The organism is Salibacterium aidingense DSM 18341 (assembly GCF_000429685.1).
GTDB classification, from domain to species: domain Bacteria; phylum Bacillota; class Bacilli; order Bacillales; family Marinococcaceae; genus Salibacterium; species Salibacterium aidingense.
The window spans coordinates 20,973-36,920 of record NZ_AUCI01000015.1 but is presented as its reverse complement, the minus strand read 5'-3'; the positions used below and the strand labels follow the sequence as shown (position 1 = coordinate 36,920).

The 15,948-nt window shown below is 46.9% G+C and carries 18 protein-coding genes and 1 pseudogene; 7 read left to right on the top strand and 12 right to left on the bottom strand.

Going from position 1 to position 15,948, the window contains the following annotated elements:
• Positions 1-32: 32 nt before the first annotated feature.
• Positions 33-950, bottom strand: a complete 918-nt coding sequence (locus G475_RS0114785; RefSeq protein WP_026701939.1) for an aldo/keto reductase — start codon at positions 948-950, stop codon at positions 33-35.
• Between the two features lie 137 nt (positions 951-1,087).
• On the opposite strand from G475_RS0114785, the gene G475_RS0114780 reads away from it, so the two are divergent.
• Complete coding sequence (locus G475_RS0114780; RefSeq protein ID WP_026701938.1) at positions 1,088-2,443, top strand: MFS transporter; 1,356 nt, start codon at positions 1,088-1,090, stop codon at positions 2,441-2,443.
• Between the two features lie 406 nt (positions 2,444-2,849).
• Positions 2,850-3,806 carry a UV DNA damage repair endonuclease UvsE gene (uvsE, locus tag G475_RS0114770; RefSeq protein WP_026701937.1) on the top strand — a complete coding sequence of 319 codons (957 nt, stop codon included), beginning with the start codon at positions 2,850-2,852 and terminating at the stop codon, positions 3,804-3,806.
• Positions 3,807-3,837: 31 nt separating this feature from the next.
• Here uvsE and G475_RS0114765 read toward each other — a convergent pair whose 3' ends face one another.
• The 3 genes and pseudogenes from G475_RS0114765 to G475_RS27955 all read right to left on the bottom strand — a co-directional run bounded on the left by G475_RS0114765 (position 3,838) and on the right by G475_RS27955 (position 5,152).
• On the bottom strand, positions 3,838-4,590 hold the full coding sequence (locus tag G475_RS0114765) for a class I SAM-dependent methyltransferase (RefSeq protein WP_026701936.1): 753 nt from the start codon (positions 4,588-4,590) through the stop codon (positions 3,838-3,840).
• A 13-nt stretch (positions 4,591-4,603) separates the two neighbouring features.
• A pseudogene (locus G475_RS27960) lies at positions 4,604-4,954 on the bottom strand (GNAT family N-acetyltransferase); the annotation flags it as partial.
• 21 nt (positions 4,955-4,975) lie between these two features.
• Positions 4,976-5,152: a hypothetical protein gene (locus tag G475_RS27955; protein WP_324603220.1), complete on the bottom strand. Its 177-nt coding sequence runs from the start codon at positions 5,150-5,152 to the stop codon at positions 4,976-4,978.
• Positions 5,153-5,385: 233 nt separating this feature from the next.
• Between G475_RS27955 and G475_RS0114755 the strand changes: the two genes are divergently transcribed.
• Positions 5,386-5,754 carry a hypothetical protein gene (locus G475_RS0114755; RefSeq protein ID WP_026701935.1) on the top strand — a complete coding sequence of 123 codons (369 nt, stop codon included), beginning with the start codon at positions 5,386-5,388 and terminating at the stop codon, positions 5,752-5,754.
• A gap of 20 nt (positions 5,755-5,774) precedes the next feature.
• Here the strand turns inward: G475_RS0114755 and G475_RS25260 are convergent, their stop codons facing one another.
• Together G475_RS25260 and G475_RS0114745 are read right to left on the bottom strand one after the other, a co-directional pair.
• The gene (locus G475_RS25260) at positions 5,775-6,017 is read right to left on the bottom strand and encodes a hypothetical protein (protein ID WP_035711348.1); all 243 of its coding nucleotides are present in this window, start codon (positions 6,015-6,017) and stop codon (positions 5,775-5,777) included.
• 146 nt (positions 6,018-6,163) lie between these two features.
• Positions 6,164-7,123, bottom strand: a complete 960-nt coding sequence (locus G475_RS0114745) for a helix-turn-helix transcriptional regulator (protein ID WP_026701934.1) — start codon at positions 7,121-7,123, stop codon at positions 6,164-6,166.
• Between the two features lie 104 nt (positions 7,124-7,227).
• On the opposite strand from G475_RS0114745, the gene G475_RS0114740 reads away from it, so the two are divergent.
• The 4 genes from G475_RS0114740 to G475_RS0114720 all read left to right on the top strand — a co-directional run bounded on the left by G475_RS0114740 (position 7,228) and on the right by G475_RS0114720 (position 11,402).
• Complete coding sequence (locus G475_RS0114740; RefSeq protein ID WP_026701933.1) at positions 7,228-8,100, top strand: SDR family oxidoreductase; 873 nt, start codon at positions 7,228-7,230, stop codon at positions 8,098-8,100.
• Positions 8,101-8,377: 277 nt separating this feature from the next.
• Positions 8,378-9,058 (top strand): TetR/AcrR family transcriptional regulator, encoded by a 681-nt coding sequence (locus G475_RS25255; RefSeq protein ID WP_051302568.1) that lies wholly within the window; start codon positions 8,378-8,380, stop codon positions 9,056-9,058.
• 22 nt (positions 9,059-9,080) lie between these two features.
• Positions 9,081-9,959 carry a hypothetical protein gene (locus G475_RS0114725; RefSeq protein ID WP_026701931.1) on the top strand — a complete coding sequence of 293 codons (879 nt, stop codon included), beginning with the start codon at positions 9,081-9,083 and terminating at the stop codon, positions 9,957-9,959.
• A 180-nt stretch (positions 9,960-10,139) separates the two neighbouring features.
• Positions 10,140-11,402, top strand: a complete 1,263-nt coding sequence (locus tag G475_RS0114720) for a cytochrome P450 (RefSeq protein WP_035711345.1) — start codon at positions 10,140-10,142, stop codon at positions 11,400-11,402.
• On the opposite strand, the gene G475_RS0114715 is transcribed toward G475_RS0114720, so the two are convergent.
• From G475_RS0114715 to G475_RS0114690, 6 genes are read right to left on the bottom strand one after another with little or no spacing between them, the layout of a single operon-like run.
• The gene (locus tag G475_RS0114715; protein ID WP_026701929.1) at positions 11,397-12,071 is read right to left on the bottom strand and encodes an O-methyltransferase; all 675 of its coding nucleotides are present in this window, start codon (positions 12,069-12,071) and stop codon (positions 11,397-11,399) included. The genes G475_RS0114720 and G475_RS0114715 overlap by 6 nt on opposite strands.
• 23 nt (positions 12,072-12,094) lie before the next feature.
• Positions 12,095-12,511 carry an ester cyclase gene (locus tag G475_RS0114710; RefSeq protein WP_026701928.1) on the bottom strand — a complete coding sequence of 139 codons (417 nt, stop codon included), beginning with the start codon at positions 12,509-12,511 and terminating at the stop codon, positions 12,095-12,097.
• 14 nt (positions 12,512-12,525) lie between these two features.
• Entirely contained in the window at positions 12,526-13,128 is a 603-nt protein-coding gene (locus tag G475_RS0114705) for a response regulator transcription factor (protein WP_026701927.1), read from the bottom strand.
• Positions 13,125-14,273, bottom strand: a complete 1,149-nt coding sequence (locus tag G475_RS0114700) for a sensor histidine kinase (RefSeq protein ID WP_026701926.1) — start codon at positions 14,271-14,273, stop codon at positions 13,125-13,127. Before G475_RS0114700 ends, G475_RS0114705 begins: the two co-directional genes overlap by 4 nt.
• Positions 14,274-14,279: 6 nt before the next feature.
• Entirely contained in the window at positions 14,280-15,017 is a 738-nt protein-coding gene (locus tag G475_RS0114695) for an ABC transporter permease (protein WP_026701925.1), read from the bottom strand.
• Entirely contained in the window at positions 15,014-15,919 is a 906-nt protein-coding gene (locus G475_RS0114690) for an ABC transporter ATP-binding protein (protein ID WP_026701924.1), read from the bottom strand. Before G475_RS0114690 ends, G475_RS0114695 begins: the two co-directional genes overlap by 4 nt.
• Positions 15,920-15,948 lie beyond the last annotated feature (29 nt).

The window sequence follows — 15,948 nt, the reverse complement described above, 5'->3', positions numbered from 1 at the left end:
GCTCTGATTTTAACAATCAATCATTTCCCGTTTTACGGCAGCTCATTGCCGGCGGCGCGGTACAGTTCATACCATTCTTCTTTTGTCAGCTGGACACCAGACGCTTTCGCAATACTGGATAAGCGTTCAGTGTTCATCGTACCAACGATCGTCTGGATACGGGCCGGATGGCGCAGGATCCAGGCCACCGCTGCGGCTGAGTCCGACACGCCTTTTTTCTCCGCAATTTCCTGCAGTTTGGTATTCACTTCCGGAAAATTATCGTTACCAACAAATACCCCTTTGATCATGCCGTACTGAAACGGCGACCAGGCTTGGATCGTCATATCATGCAGCCGGCTGTAATCCAAGGTACTGCTGTCGCGGACAACAGCCGGATCGTTGTGCATATTTACATTCAGACCAGCGTCGATCATCGGAGTATGCATGAGGCTGAGCTGCATTTGATTAACGATCAGTTCTTGCTGCACATGCTTTTTCAAAAGTTCGACCTGCATGGGATTATGATTACTCACACCAAAGTGTCGTACTTTCCCGCTTGTCTCTAATTCCGTGAACGCTTCCGCCACTTCTTCCGGCTCGACCAGCGCATCCGGACGGTGCAGCAGCAATATGTCAATATAGTCTGTGTTCAGCCGCCTTAAGCTGCCCTCCACCGAAGCTATAATATGTTCTTTGGAAAAATCGAAAAATCCCGGGCGAATTCCGCATTTCGTCTGCAGTATCAAATTCTGACGGGACACAGATGTCAGCTTTAATGCTTTTGCAAAAAGTTCCTCCGAGTCACCGCCGCCATATATATCGGCATGATCAAAAAAGTCGATGCCTTCTTCTCTTGCATTTTCAATCACAGCAGCGGCGTTTTCTTTTGTCAAATCCTTCATCCTCATGCAGCCCAAAGCGATATCTGATACTTCCAGTTCACTTTTTCCTAATTGGAGTTTATTCACAAAAAGCACCTCTTTTCCTTGGATACTAACATTCTAGCAGGTTTTTCTTTTTATAGAAAACGCTAACATTTCTGCGGTGCCGCAGCTGTACATATGATAGAATAGATGCACTTACATATAAATCAGGTGATCTTAACATGAGCGACGTAATAAAAAGACCCTGGCTGCTCATCGTCACCATTGGCCTGGGCACACTGTTAAACCCTTTAAACTCTTCGATGATTTCCGTTGCCTTAACCAGGCTGCAGGATGAATTCTCGTTAACGTTCGCGGAAGCGTCCTGGCTGGTATCTATTTTTTATTTGACAAGTGCTGCGGCGCAGCCGGTAATGGGAAAGCTGGGTGATATGTTTGGACCGAAACGTCTTTTTTTAAGCGGATTAAGTATCTCTGCCCTGGCTTCACTGCTTGCTGTTTTCTCGCCAAATCTTATCTTCTTACTGATTTGGCGGGCGCTGCAGGCCCTGGGAAGTTCGACGCTTTTCCCCAGTGCCATGTCGATGATCCGCGGCCATATTACGGAAGGACAGGGGCAGGCGTTGGCAGGATTATCGCTGTTTTCCACCACCTCTGCTGCCTTCGGCCCTTCCATCGGTGGATTTCTGATTTCGTGGTGGGATTGGCACGCGATTTTTTTAATCAATTTTCCATTTATTATCATGTCGTTTACGTTATCCCTTTTCATCCTGCCCAACACCGGACGCGGAAAATTTCAACTGCGCCGCATTGATTTTGCAGGCATCGGTCTGTTTGTCGTCTCCATTGTCAGTTTAATACTCGGGCTGCTGTCTCTCGAAAATGAGGCGAATTGGGAAATGTTTGCTCTCAGCCTGGCAGGTTTTGTCGTGTTTTATTTTTATGAAAAAAGAAAACAGGAACCGTTTATCAACGTGATAACGTTAAAGAAAAATTATAATGTCACGCTGATTTATGCTCAGTTTATCAGTATCAGTCTCGTCTATTACACGTACTTTTTCGGGCTCCCGGCTTACCTGCAGCAGGTGAGGCATTACGATGAACAGTCCACCGGATTAATCATGCTTGCGCTGGCTGGCATGAGCATGATCATTGCACCGTTTACCGGGAAACTCGTGGACCGGTACGGCGCCAAGGTGCCGCTTGTAATGGGAGCAACCGCACTCACCACGGGAACGGCTCTGATCCTTACGTTCAATAACCAATCTCCGCTTGGGTGGCTGATTTCCATCATGATCGTACTAGGCATGAGCAGTGGCTTCAATAATATCTCGATGCAGCGGGCGCTGTTTGAACAGGTCCGCGCCGAAGATACAGGCTCCGCCTCCGGCCTTTTTCAGACGAGCCGCTATCTTGGAGCGATCCTATCCTCCAGTGTACTCGGGATCTTTTTTACCGGAGCAATGACAATTGATCAGCTCCACCACGTAGCGATGGTCTCCCTCTTTTTCTGCACCATTGTTCTTGGTCTTTCCATAAGGCTTCCCGGAAAGAAACAGCGTTCCTCCTCCGAGTGATTCTAAAGCTATCTACGTGCCAAGGACAGTGACTTATGAAAAACTGTCAATGCTGGTCTTCCTCTATGGACCAGCAACTGTCGGCCTCGGGTCCGAACTCATAGTACAGATTTAATTTGCCTGATATAAAAATAACGGACAATCATGAAGAGTTTTCTACGATTACCGGTTTGTACCATACTTCTTTATGTAAGAATGCAGCAATTCCGCAATTTTCGCATCATCTTCTACGATCAAAATGGTTTGCACAGAAGGACCCCCTTAACAACTATCATTATGGCACGGATAACTCCGGCGGGGAACCTAAAAATGATCAACAATAGGTTTTGGAGTTGAGGGCATGGGCATGATAACTATTATCCAGAAAACAAAAGCAGTATACCCACCACAGCAAAGGAGTCCTGCCATGATTCTTCGATTTGGTTATGTATCTCATGCATTATCGCTTTGGGACGCTTCCCCTGCCAAGACAATAACTTATACAAACTGGAAAAAATTAAATAGAGAAGAACGAACGGAAAAACTGAAATCTATCACGCGTCAAAACCTGGAGAGTACGCTCCGGGCCCTGCATTTTAACATCGCCCATCGTATACCGCTGTACCGTTTCTCTTCCTCCATTGTTCCGCTTGCCACCCACCCGGAAGTGGAGTGGGACTATATTTCTCCATTCCGGGAACTCTATAAGGAGATAGGAAAACTTGTGAAAAAGCATCAGCTGCGTACCAGCTTTCATCCTAACCAGTTCACCTTGTTCACAAGTGACAAACCCCATGTTACCAACAATGCCGTGACTGATATGAATTACCATTACAGGCTGCTGGAAGCTATGGGGCTTGCCGAAGAGGCTTATATTAATATTCATATCGGGGGCGCCTACGGCAATAAAAAAGCCGCCGTAAATCGTTTCCATGAAAATATTCAGAAGGTTCCTTCTGCAGTGAAGAGCCGAATGACGCTTGAAAACGACGATAAAACATATACCGCTACGGACGTCCTCCATATCTGCGAGAGAGAAAACATTCCGTTTATGTTCGATTATCATCATTATCAGGCCAACAAAACAGAGGATGAAACGCTGGAAGACATCCTGCCCCGTTTCCTGGCCTTATGGAAAGACCAGCCGTTTCCGCCAAAAGCCCACCTCTCCTCCCCAAAATCCAAGGAGGCGTTCCGAAGCCATGCCGGCTTCGTCGATGCAACCTTCGTGCATCCGTTTCTACATGCGTTGAAACAATGCGGCCAAGATGTCGATGTTATGATTGAAGCCAAGAAAAAAGACCAGGCCATGCTGCGCCTGATCGAAGAATTAGCCGCCTTCCGCGGCGTAAAACGTCTGGAGGAAGGGGTGCTGCTGTGGTAAGCAGGATGATCAAGAAATAAACTTTTGTCCCTTATCGTTTCCAGCCTTTGACCCGGATTCTTTTGTAGTCTGCCTCCCATTCCCTGCCATTCCAGAGTTCTGGTTCAAGCTGCTGCTCCACTCCAGTAATGAGATCTTCGACCGTCGTTTCCTCCAATTCCTGAAACATAAAGCGGCCGAACATGTGAAGCCAGTTGCGCAGCCCATTTTCTCCATTCAGGACGGTCGGCCGCTCAAAGTGGAGAGCCTGGGACACACAAAACCCTGCGTCCTCCATCAATCCGGTGTACTCCCCGACTGTAGGGAAATACCAGGGAAAGTTCTCTGCTTTATAAGGCAGGTTCCTTTTTTCAACCTGCCGTTTAATTTCATCAGTAATTATTTTCACATTGCCGCTGCCGCCAAATTCGGCCGTGAAGCGGCCTCCGGATTTCAGAGAGCGATAGATAACGTCCAGGACCGGTTCCGGTGTTTTTATCCAATGAAGGACTGCGTTTGAAAAAACGGCATCAAATTCATCTTCAAACATCAGCGCCTCGGCGTCAGCTACATAAAAAGAAAGGGATGGGTACTTATTCCGGGCCTGCTCGATCATATCTTTTGAGGCATCCACGCCTGTCACCTGAGCTCCCCGCTGGCACAAGTCATTCGTAATATCCCCCGTACCACAGCCAAGATCAAGAATACGTTCTCCTTCCTTCGGCTCCAGCCACTCCACCACGTCACTGCCAAATGCAGAAACAAATCCGTGCTTGCTGTCATACAATTCCGCATTCCATCCCATATTTGCCATCTCCTTATTCTTCTTTCTTCCACTCTTTCTGCAGCATCCCATAAACAATAACATCCAGATGCCTGCCGTTCACTTGTTCAGCACCTCTGAGGCAGCCTTCCTTCTGAAATCCGAGTCTTTCCGGGATCGCACGGCTTCTCTCATTTTTCTCAGCTGCTTTGATTTCCACGCGGTGAAGATGCACGTTTTCAAACGCATATTCCATTAAAGCCCGGCAGGCTTTCGTCATCAGCCCCAGCCCCTGGTACTCATGACCAAGCCAGTAACCGATACTGGTCGATTGATTGGACCAGTCTATGTAATGGAACCCAATGACTCCGGCAAGCCTATTCTTGTACCAAATTCCCGCCTGCCAGCCGTTATTGTCGGCATATTGCTACATCACAGAGGCAATAAACGTTTTCGTGTCCTCCACCTGCTTCGTAAACTCCACCCACGGCAGCCATTTTTTTAAGTGATCCTCTGACTGTTTAATCAAAGAAAACAGAGCTTCGGCATCCTGCTGATCCAGTAATTTCAACTTCGATGAAGTATCCAGCTGATATATAAACATGTAACCTCTCTCCTCCATTTTTCCTTTTTCATTTATTATCTCTGGTCCATCCTGAATATAAGAATATCACCTCTATTTTCCCAGCCCGTCCATCGATAATGGATCGATTTTTGCTCTTTTACGCGAAGGCATTAAAATGCTTAAATGCATCGGTGAATATATGTTAAAATGACTAACATCAAGGTCGAGAAAATGGCTGTTGAAATTAGAAGATATAAGGTTGTGGCAGACTGATGAATGATATGGCAAAAGATGTGATTGTACGCGAGGTCGTCGGAGAAATATATGATGCGTTCCCTGATTTATGGGATCAGTTTGAAGAACGCGGCCATGAGAAAACAAAAGAAGACAATGTCCAGCACCTTGATCATCTGGAAACGACCTATGAGATGGATAATATTGATTTTTTTATGAATTACACAGAATGGCTCGATAACATACGGACCTCCCGGAATCTAGACCGTTATTTAATTATTGATAACTTTGAACGGCTGCAGCGGATCATTCCAGGCAACGTAGAACCGGAAGAAGAATCCGCCTATGTCTTCTATCTGGAAACCGCGATTGAGGTACTGAAAGCCCGGCAGGAAGGCCAAGAATAACCATGGAATAGCCGCCAGGTTCAGGAAAGTGCCTGACTAAAAAATTTTGTCCCAGCAATATGAATCACTCCATAAGCTCCTGCTGCGGCAGCAAGAGCGATAAGAAAGGCCCCGCTGCTTTCCCCAAACAGAGAATAATGCGGCATCACAACTCCCGGCTTGATTTCCGGGTCATACATCCAGGTAACAAGCATGCCGGAAACAAGTTGAAAGAGCAAAAACAGAACCGAAAACAATATGATAAATGATAGAAACTTTTTCAAGATGATCCCCTCCCCGAAATATATTTCCTATTTTCTTGTTATTCTTAAGTATAACAAAAATAACAGACCTACCACTATTAATATAAGGAAAATGTTACCAAAAATAAATTCGATCATATCTCTCCCCCTCTCCTCCCGTATTGGGCCTACCCTCCCTTCTCGTATAAAGCCACGATGGAAGAAGCACTGGCAGCTACGTTTTTCCTTAACTCCCCGGGAGCGGTGACCTCTATCCCTGCCCCAGAGGCAAGCACCAATTCTGTCGCGGAAGCAAGCGTCTGAAATTCCACCTCTATTTCAACCCATCCGTCCGACTGTTTCGTTCCATTGTTCCGCCGGCTCACAAAGCGTTCTTTAAAAAAACGTTCCTGCAGGCTTTCTTTCATTTTGATTACCGCAGGATACCGCGGCAGTTTGGATCTGAATTCCTTGATGGAAGTTTCCCAGTAGGATTCCAGATTAAAATCGGCCGGTCTTACGAACGTTTCTTCCAACAGTTGAACACTGCTGAGGCGGGAGACCCGGTAAGTGCGTATACTTTCTTCCACTTCGGCCGCCATATACCAAATCGAGCCTTTGGCAACCAGACCGAGCGGGTGGACACGGCGTTCCACTGTTTTTTCTTCCCGTTGATAATGGATCAAAAGAACCCGTTCTTCCCACACCGCCTGCTGTACTGCGGTTAAATAAGGAATGGTTTCCCTCACCTGATGCCAGCCGGCTGCATCAATATGTATTTTCTGCCTGACCTCCTCCGCCCTCTGACGAACCGCTTGTGGTGTTTCGGCGATTAATTTCTGCAGAGCCTGTTCAAAATCTTGTTTCAGTCCTAAATCACTCATGAGCCGGTTCTGGTTGGAGAGCAGGAGTGATTGTATTTCCCCTGTTTTCATGCCGGTTAATTCGGTGCGGTAGTTTTCGGAAAGTCTCCAGCCACCCTGTGACCCGCGCTCTGCATACACCGGCACTCCTGCCATACTTAGTGCCTCCATATCGCGGACAATGGTTCGATCTGATACCTCCAGTTTTTCAGCGAGCTGTTTGGAGGTAGCTTTTCCATACGTCTGCAGATATAAAAGAATCGATAGTAATCGGTCCGCCCTCATCAAACCCCTCCTTTTTTCATCATTTTATCATAGTAACTTGACAGGGGTTGTCATATATCCCGTGAGAGACTATAGGAGAAAACTGAATCAGGAGGGATTTTTCTATGACATCATTACAAGGAAAAACAGCAGTCGTCGCAGGAGCTACAAGAGGAGCCGGGCGGGCCATTGCCGTTTCTCTGGGAAAGGAAGGAGCTGTGGTGTACTGTACCGGCCGCAGTGTCCGCGGCAGCCGTTCTGATTTGAACCGTCCCGAAACGATTGAGGATACTGCGGACATGGTAACCGCGCAGGGAGGAACCGGGATCGCGGTTCAGACCGATCATACGAAACCAGACGAGGTAAAACGGCTGTTTAAAAAAGTGGAAGACGAACAGGACGGCAGGCTCGACATTCTCATCAATGATATTTGGGGCGGCGAGCAATTAACCGAGTGGGACGTGCCTTTCTGGGAACATTCCTTATCCAATGGCCTTTTGATGCAGCAGCGGGCGGTTCACACTCATCTCATTACCAGCCGTATCGGGACCCCTCTTATGGTGAAGAACAGAGGTGGGCTTATCATTGAAGTGACGGACGGAAAAGATTACAGGTACCGTGGGAATATGTATTACAGTCTGGCCAAAATTTCTCCTATCCATCTTGCTTCGGCGATGGCTGAAGATCTTGCGCCTCATCATGTTACAGCCCTGGCCGTGACGCCTGGATTTCTCCGTTCCGAAGAAATGCTGGATTACTTCGGAGTAGCTGAAGATAATTGGAAAGATGCGGTGGAGCAGGAGCCGCATTTTATTGAATCGGAAACGCCTTACTTCCTGGGGCAGGGCGTAGCTGCATTGGCGGCGGACCCGGATGTTTTCAAAAAAAGTGGCAAAACCCTGGCAAGCTGGGATTTAGCGGATGAATACGGATTCTCTGACATCGACGGAAGAAGCCCCCATTTTGGGAACTACCTTAAAAATCTGGGTCTTGCTTAAGCCGTAAGAAATAGATCACGATCCTATTGGTGCTCGAAACTTCTAATCCGTAAAAATAACATGATCACTGGGCTCCAAATATAGATGGAGGCCGCTGACATTCCTTTTAATTTTCTTGGTGTCTTCCATTTTTCGTTGGAAGACACTGTTACCCTTTTTTAAGATTCTTCCGGCTTCCAAAACAATTTGAAGCCCAGGGATTGCTGGTTTTCTTCTTCTCGTGTCCTCTACCATTTATTATCTTGACTTATTTATTAACTTAAGTTAAATTTTTTATATGAGTAAAAAAATTAACTTAAGAGAAACAAAAAAAGCAAAAACAAAATTATCCCTGCTTCAAACGACAATAGAACTTGCGGGAAAGGAGGAGATCAAAGACCTGTATGTCGAGGAGATCTGCAGGAAAACCGAAGTGTCAAAGGTGACGTTTTTTAATTATTTTACCAGAAAGGAGGAGCTGTTCAGTTATTACATGGCGATCTGGGGATTTCATCGAGCCGTTGATCAAAAGCTTAAACCTAAACATGGAATCGATGGAATTCAGCGTATTTTTTATCAAGCGGCGGAGGATGCCGCCGAACACCCTGGTATGTTCTTAAGTTTGATTCGGTTCCTGGCCAGTGAGCCTGCCTGTCCGATCGTTCCTGAAGTGACGGAGGCAGAAAAACAAGTATTATACCCGGACCATAAACTTTCCAGTCCCGCTTTGCCTCATTTGTATCAGCAGTTTCAGGAATTTTTGACAGAAGCCCGGGAGCTGCGGGAGGTTCGGGACGATTTTTCCACAAACCAATTGATTTACACGGTCGTAACCACCTTTTATGGTGCTTTTTTAACCGCCCATACCCTGGGGATCCAGAATATAAAAGCATATTATGATATGCATTTGAATTTGATCCGGCAGAAACCGGAGGCAGGTGCTGCTTCCTTCCATCCCATTACTTATTGGGAAAGCTAATATAATCGACGAGGTGATACATGTGAATGGAACATTAACCCGGGTTCTTTCCCTCTTCAAAGAAGAAAAAAAGTTGACCGCCGCCGGTGTCACTGGATTAGTATTAGCTGCTGGTCTTGCCTTGTATATGCTATGGTTTGATACTGTTATTTTACCAGAGGGGGATGTAGGCCGTGCCTTTTCATTTGACGCTGCGGTCGGCCTATTTGTTCTTACCATTGCCATACTTCTTCCCTTTGCCGGTATGAATACCGGCTCCAGAAAAAAAGTAAGAGGGTTGTTATTCTACTCCACCCTGCTCAGTTATGGCATTGAAACCATTCAGCATCTCCGCGGTATTAACCCGCGTTTCACAGAGGCCGGAAGCGTGTTTGATAGTATCATCGGCGCTTTTTTCGGGGTAATCACGCTTGTCATCATTACAGCCACAATCTGGATTACTGCAGCCTTCTTCCGAAAAAAAGAAACATATTCCCATCAACCATTTGTCACCTCTATTCGATATGCTTTTCTTTCCGTACTGGCTGCCAATGCTGCCGGGCTGTGGATGATTGTCATCCAGGGAAGTCATACAGGAGAGACCGGAAATATTATTGTGCTTCACGGCCTTGGGTATCATGCCCTGCAAACACTGCCGCTTACCGGATTTCTCCTGCTTCATTCTCATAGGAGTCCGGTCCGGCTCCACCGGCTGGTGCATATCGGAGGAATTTCCTGGATGGCTGCTCTATTTCTTATCTTCATCCAAACCGTGACCGGCCGCTCCGTGTTCACTTTCGAAGCCCTCCCCTTCGCAGCATTTCTGAGCTTCATGATCTGGGGCAGCGTCGCTGCATGGGCGGCATGGAAGTACTTCCAGCTTAAACTTCCATTATTCCGGGATAAACACCGGGTCTCCTAAGTTTCATGATGTCATAGGGCCACTGTCCGGAGAGGAAAACCATAAACCCCGCCCTCTTTCATTTATTATAAAGGACGCATTTATCTTTCATCATCTGTACTTTTTGGGTCCAGGATAGATTAAATATCTGGAAATAGTGGAATTCTTTCTATAGAAATATAAATAAAAGAAGGTGTTTTGATGGCACATAGGCAGATCCCGACAGAAAAAGGACTGGATCACACGCTTGATTTATTATCAGAAGGGTTTCACTTTATTCCAAACCGACGTGAAAAGTTTCAGTCGAATATCTTTCAGACACGGGTAATGGGACAGAAAGCCATCTGCTTGAGCGGAAAAGAGGCGGCAGGCGTGTTTTATGACAATGACTTTTTTCAGCGGAAAGGAGCCGCGCCGAAACGAGTACAGAAAACACTATTCGGACAGAACGGAGTACAGGGGATGGATGGCGAAGATCATAAGCACCGAAAGCGGATGTTTTTATCGTTAATGACCCCCGACCGTCTGCAGGAACTCAACAATATCACCCTGGCCCACTGGGAAAGGAAAGCCAAAGCGTGGGAAGACTTATCTCAGATCGTGCTGTTTGATGAAGCGGAGGAAATCATGGGCCGGGCAGCCTGTGAGTGGGCCGGTGTACCGCTGTCGGAAAACGAGGTGAAACAGCGCACGAAAGAATTCAGCGACATGATTGATGCGTTTGGAGGAACAGGCTCCCGGTATAAACGCGGTAAAAAGGCAAGAGAACGTTCGGAAAAATGGATGCAGCAGGTGATAAAACAGATACGATCCGGCAAACTGACACCTCCGGCCTATACCGCGGCTTATGTTATTGCCATGCACACCGAAAGAAATGGTAAACAAATGGATACCTCCACTGCGGCCGTCGAACTTATTAATGTTCTACGCCCGATTGTGGCGATCGGACGTTTTATTATGTTTGGGGCACTGGCACTTCACGAATATCCAGAGACCATCGAGCATCTACAGAAAGGGGACGGCTCCTACAGTCAAATGTTTGTGCAGGAAGTACGTCGTTTCTATCCTTTCGGTCCATTTACCGGAGCAAGGGTGCGCAAGGATTTTCTGTGGAATCACTACCGTCTCAAGAAAGGGACGCTGGTTCTCCTCGATATTTACGGCACGAATCATCATCCGGATCTGTGGGAACGCCCGGAAACCTTCCAGCCGGAGCGCTTCCGCGATTGGGAAGGGCACCCTTTTTCGTTTATTCCGCAGGGCGGAGGTGATCATTATACCGGCCATCGCTGTGCGGGGGAGTGGATCACGGTCATGCTCATGAAAACAAGCCTGGAGTTTCTAACCAAACGTATGACTTATGACGTACCGACGCAGGATTTAAGTTATAACATGGCACGAATGCCCACGCTTCCAAAAAGCGGGCTCGTTATCGAAAACATCCGGACCCATGAACCCTCATGAGGAACTATCTTCGGTGACTATCAAAACGGCCAGGCCGTCGTGCCCTTTTTCCCCAACCGTTTGTACAGCCGTTGCGTTCACCCGCGGTTCTTTTGCCGCCTCTTCAAAAAAACGGCGGATGCCTTCGTTGACCGGGCTCTCCCGGGTTTCATCCGCCACTTCTCCACGACGAACGACGTTGTCACAAATAATAACGGTTCCTTTGTGTGCCAACCGCAGCGCCCATTTGAAATAGGCCGGCGTATTCTCTTTATCGGCATCTAAAAATATAAGGTCAAACGTTTCTCCTTCCAACCGGGGAAGACTCTCAAGCGCCGGGCCTTCTCTCAATTCAATCAAATGATCATACCCGGCGCTCTGAAAATTCGCACGGGCGACCTCCGCATGGCGGGGGTCCGCTTCCAGTGTGATCAGCTTCCCGGCCGCAGGCAGGGCTTTTGCCATCCATACCGTACTGTACCCGCCCAACGTTCCAATTTCCAGTATTTTCTCCGCACCACTCATCTGCACCGCTAACTGCAGCAATTTCCCCTGATTCGGAGCTACTTCGATGGAAGGAAGCCCTGCGGCTGCACTTCTCTTCTGGATATTTTCCATATCTGTATCTGCTATGTCCAAGGCCTCCGTGATATAATGGTCAACTTTTGCCCAATCTTCCTGTGAGGACATCGTATACTTTTACCTTCCTTCTTTTAAAATAATTGTAATTGTTTCATTAAATCAATCCCGTCCGAGCTCACCCAGTATTCTCGTATTCGGCCTTCCTCCAGCCGAAACATGTCCATCCCATGAAAGCGGACTATTTTCCCTGCCTCTGCCTTTGCTCCCGGCATTTTCCCATTGTAAACACCATTAAACTGCCAGCGGGCCGAAATGTATCCTTTTTCTTCAATCGGACCCGTCGTGACGGTCATTTTTACATCAGAAAAAAAAGCACCAGCATCTGCAATCATTCCTTTTAACGCCGCCGACCCTCTTGCCTCCTCGGAAGATTTACCATCCGTTCTCGCTTGATGAACAACACATTCTGGATGCACCATCTCATCAAGGACGGAAAGATCTTCATTCCATGCTTTCACCCACAACTCATACACTTGTTTCCCTTCCATTTCTTCTACACTCCTTACAACCATCCTTTTTCCTCTGCAATACGGATCGCTTCCATCCTGTTTTTCGCCTCCAGTTTCTGTAGAATCTCTGACATGTAATTTCGCACGGTACCAGAAGAGAGAAACAGGGAATGAGTTATTTCTTTTGTCGTTTTCCCTTCCGCAGCCAATCGCAAGACTTCCAGTTCCCGTGCGCTTAAGGGATTATGTTCCTGCATCGCCTCTATCATCAATTCTGGACTATAAACCCTTTCTCCTTCCATGACCTTTCGAATGGAGGCTGCCAATTCATCAATGGAACTGTCTTTTACTAAATACCCGCATACGCCGCTCTTCACAGCCCGTTCAAAATAGCCGGGCCGGGCGAAAGTGGTCAGGATAATAACCTTGCAGGAACTCTTTCTCTGCTTTATTTCTTCTGCGGCTTCCAGCCCGTTTTTCCCAGGCATTTCAATATCCAACAGACATATATCAGGCGTCAGCTTATCGATCCACGCCAGCGCCTCCTGGCCATCTGTCGTCTGCCCCACAACTTCCATATCATCTTCCATATCAAGCAGAGAACCTAACGCGCCCAGCAGCATTTTTTGGTCTTCTGCAATAAATAGACGGATCATAAGGCATCCTCTTCCTTTTTATCCTTTTTCACAATCGGAATGACCATTTCCACTAAGGTGCCCTGACTGTTTTCTACAGAAAGGCTTGCATCAATTAAGGCAAGACGTTCTTTCATGCCGCGGATCCCGTTTCCATCCCCGTGTTTCTGTTCCAGCCCCGTCCCATCATCTTTCACCCTCACAAAAAGGTTCTTATCCGTACCTCCAAGCGTAAGATAACAATTTACGGCCTGACTGTGTTTCACTACATTTGTTGTGATTTCTTTCAGGCACATGCTTATAATATTCTGGGTCAATAGCGGAATATCCTCGAGGGAAACCTCTCTCTTTATATGAAAAGTAATCCCCGCCGCTCTTAACAGTTTTTGTATTTCTTGAAGTTCCTCCATGATCGTCACGGCTTTCATGCTTGTTACCAGTTCCCGGACTTGATGGAGAGCCGTCCTGGACGTTGTTTCTATTTCTTTTGTTTCAGCTTTTGCCCGCTCCGGCTGGACTTCTATTAACCTGTGGGCAAGCTGGCTTTTTAAGGTAATTAGAGAAAGGGTATGCCCGAGTGTATCATGGAGATCCCGGGCAATTCTTACCCGTTCTTCCCGCTTCACCAGTTCATCAATCTGTTTATTGGCAGCTTTAAGCTTATGCTCCAGTTCTACCTGTTTATTCATGGAACGGATCCCAAAAGGCGACAAAAGCATGATGATAAGAAATGGGAGAAGAAAAAAAGCATCTTCGATGGAAGCGGTCAGGCTGTGATAGACAACCGGCACCAGACCCAGAATAAATAACGCGGCCAAGCCGATATGGAACTGTCTTTTCTTCGGAAACCAGCCTATGAAGTTCGCAGGAAAGAAACCCAAAAATAAATAGAACAGATCGTAAAAACAGCTGAAAATCAGGATAATGAGGATATGCACCGCCAGCCACCCAATCAGATAACGTTCATGATTCTGAAGCGAAAAATACAGCTGGCGGTAGGAAAGTACAAACAGCAGAAGCATACCATAGCCCAAGGAGGCTTTTACGACGGGCTCCTCTGTTAAATAATACAGAGGGATTGTTAAATAGATGAGGAAAACATAAGGCATGACGCCATACATCTTCGGAAACAGGCGGAACGTCCTTCGATTGCCAAACAGCTGCATAACCAATCACACCGCTTCTTGTTTTCTTCTTACGTACTTAGAGAGTAGCATAAATAAAACAAAATAGGTGAGTAAAATCACAACGTTTTTTCCTTCCGGGAAATTTCCTCTTATTATCTCCCAGGCCCCGTTTCCTAAACTGTAAGAAGGCAGCCATTTTCCAACAGCCTGCATCATGTCGGGAAGCATTTCCAGCGGCATCCACAATCCTCCTGCAAGAGCAAGAAGTAAATAGAGGATATTGGTCACTCCGGCGGCCGTTTCGACTTTCTGCATCGCCCCGACTAATGTTCCAATCGCAAGAAACGGAGCAGAGCCGAGTAATATCCAGAAGCCGCACATGATCCATTCCTGCGGTGCCAGAGACACACCATTAATAAGCATTCCTGCAATGAATATAACAATAATGGAAAAAAGGTGGATCATGGTTTGGGCGGTCATTTGCGCCAAAAAATATATACTGTCCGGCAGGGGGGTCACTTTCATGAAGGTCGACCAGCCCTGGGTTCTTTCCTGGACCATTCGGAGACCCAGCGTCATCATCGCCGATCCCATCACACTGAACGTCGTCATGGACATTAAATAATGGGCCTGCCATAACTTTTCATCCGGAGCATTCGCATTAACAATCCTGGTGAAAATGAAATAAAAAACGATCGGCATCACCAACGACCAGAATACAAAGTAAGGATTCCGCAGAATTTTCAAGATCTCAGCCTTACACTGCAGTCGTACCATTATCATAGAACGGCCCCCCTTTCAGCACTAGTAAGCTGTTCAAATGCTGCCTCGAGTTTCCCATTTTCTACCTGGATATCATAAGCCCCGGTCTCTTCTTCAAACAATAGCTCTAGCGTTCTATCTGTATCGCTGGTTTCAATATAGATCCGGTCCTGTCTACGTCTGACAGATTGAATGAAAGAAAATCCTTCCCAATGGGAAAAAGAAACATCAGCCCTCACTCTAAATGTTACAGCCTGCTTCACCACGCGCTTCTTTATCGCTTCAGGGGGGCCATCCGCTGCGAGCTTCCCGTGATGGAATAATAAAATTCGTTCGGCGGCTTCTTCTGCTTCCTGTAAATAATGCGTGGAGAACATCACCGTTTTCCCCTGCTCTGCCATATATCCTATCGTTTCCCAAAAACGTTTTCGCGAGGTAACATCGATGCCGGCAGACGGTTCATCCAGAATAAGCAGCTCAGGATCGCCAGATAAAGCCAAAGCAAAACCAAGACGTCGTTTTTGGCCGCCCGATAATTTTTCTGTCCTTGTTTGCAAATCTTTACTCGACAGTCCCGTTAAATCGGAGAGAGTTTTCATAGATAAAGGGGCCGGATAATAATGACGGACAAGGTTCAGAAGCTCCCTTGCCTTTGTTCCTGGCATAAGGTTTACGTCCTGCAGCATGACGCCCGTTTTTTCACGAACTTTTCTATTTTGCGGGGGTTGCTGAAATATCTGAACCGTCCCTGCTGTCGGCTGCAGGAGACCAAGAATCATAGAAATGATGGTGGACTTTCCCGCTCCATTTGGCCCTAGAATGGCGGCAATTTCCCCTTTTTGAACGCTGAACGATACTTGATCGACAGCCGTTTTATCTTTAAAACGCTTGGTGACATCTTGGACGCACAGCATGTCACTCATAAAGCAGCACCTCCTATATTTTAATTTCA